This window comes from Mesorhizobium sp. P5_C1 (assembly GCF_054049815.1).
On the sequence record NZ_JBFULQ010000799.1, the window covers coordinates 1 to 1,914 of the forward strand.

The 1,914-nt window shown below is 56.8% G+C and carries 2 protein-coding genes; both read right to left on the reverse strand.

Features of this window, described 5'->3' with window-relative positions; translation table 11 throughout:
- Positions 1–1,196, reverse strand: a 1,196-nt coding sequence (locus tag ACXJ7R_RS31405) for an NAD(P)/FAD-dependent oxidoreductase (RefSeq protein WP_457155202.1), incomplete at its 3' end; no start/stop codon positions are given.
- Between the two features lie 121 nt (positions 1,197–1,317).
- The coding region (locus ACXJ7R_RS31410) for a hypothetical protein (protein ID WP_457155203.1) at positions 1,318–1,914 on the reverse strand (597 nt) is incomplete at its 5' end.

Below are 1,914 nucleotides of genomic sequence, written 5' to 3' on the forward strand. Positions count from 1 at the left end.
GCCCAGACCAGACCAAATGGGCTGAATAACGCATATCGATCCGATTGGCCAAGAATGGCTTCTGCGACGAGTTTCCCCCCAATCGCCGTCGTGTTGAGACCGTGACCGCCAAATGCGGTGCAGAACCAGACATCTGGCCTTAGCTCGCCGATTTGGGGCATCAGGTGCCTCGCATATGACATCAATCCCGACCACGACGTTTCGATGTTGAGATTGGCAAGCTGCGGGTAAGTGTTTGTCATCTCTCGCCGCAATTCAGCAGCCAAGCGCGTCGGGGAAGCGGCTCTTGTCGTGATCCGACCACCCCACAGCAAACGTTGGCCACCCTCGACCACCCGATAGTAATCGCCGGCGCGCCGGCTATCCAACACTGCATCTGGGGTCGAAATCGCCTCTCGAATGAGGTCAGGATTTTTCTCCGAAATCATCACGTAAGTAGCAATCGGCAGGTAACTGCGCTGGAGTTGGGGGACCAGGTTTGTTGTATACCCTCCGGTTGTTATGACGACTCGACGCGCCTTGACCGTACCTTCGGCGGTGCGAAGGATTTTGTCGGCACCGGAAAAGGTCGTTTCCGTGGCGCCACTCGCTTCGAATATCTTTCCGCCCAGACGATCGATTTCGTGCGCGGCGGCACGAAGATAGTTGAGCGGATGCATGTGAAACGCCTGCGGGTCGCGCAAAGCCTGAAAATAGCGTTTGGAATGAAGGACGCTCTGGACCTGGGACCGCTCTAAATACTCAACGGGATAGTCAAAATCCCTTTTGAGTAGGGCGGCGTGGGCCTTTAGCGCGTCACCATCTTCGTGGCGGGACACGCTTAGTACACCGTGAATCGGGACGGCTGACTCAATCCGTAAGTCGGTGATCGTATCGCGAACGAACTGCATGCCCTCGACCGAGAGAGCATATAGCTTGAGCGCCTTGGAGGTGCCCACAGCGCGCTCGATCGCATCGTAGCTGCAAGCGTACCCGGGAAAGACAAACCCGCCATTGCGGCCTGAGGCGCCCCATCCGAGACTTTCCGATTCGAGCAGGACGACCGATTGCCCGGCCCGCGCTAATTGCAACCCGACGGTAATTCCCGCTAGGCCACCGCCGATAATGCATGTATCGCAATCGACCGTGCCCAAGAGGCCCGGGTACTGCCTGCTGTCGCCGATCGTGCGTCGGTAGAACGTATCGATATAGCTCATTAGCTCACGCACCTTGTGCTGCATCCCCAGACGTTAGCAGCGGCGCACGTCAGAGAATTTGGAAGCCTAGCGAACTGATCGATGACCAAACAAAGTGCCGCCTGTCAAAATGTAAATTTCGCTAAAGACTGCGCAGGGCTGTAAAATCGACTGCAATCCGACTGTTTCGATCAGCCAATCCGGAGACCGGGAGGCCGGTCGAGGCTGGACCTGGATTAGGATAGTAGCTGTTGCGAACCGTCATATTGTCGAACAACTCGTCGGCGGAACTGCCCCCGACATAATGGCTCGTGGACTTGACCACGGCAGCAAAATCCATGTCCTGGGTCTTCAGGCTCTCCGACAAGACTGCCATCATGGCAGTGATCTGAGGCACAAGTCCAAGGCTGCCGTCGAGTGACCGCGCAGCAAACCATGCGAACCGACCGGCGGTACGCGAGGCAATTCTCACGCCACTAACGTCCTTCGACGTAGCAATGACCGGCGTCGCGGACTTGACGTAAGTTATCTCACCCACCAGCCTCGAGTGAGGATCCGTGCTTTCAACCAAGGCGCCTCCATCCGAAAGGAGGTTCATCCCCTCAAGCCTTTTCGCAATGTCAGGTAGAAGGGCATGGGCTTTTTGGCCGAAAGGTGCGAACCAATGCTCGGAAATACGCCGCTCCGCGTCGACCGCGAATTCCGTCAGCATCGAATTCAACAGTGCGCTGCCATGATT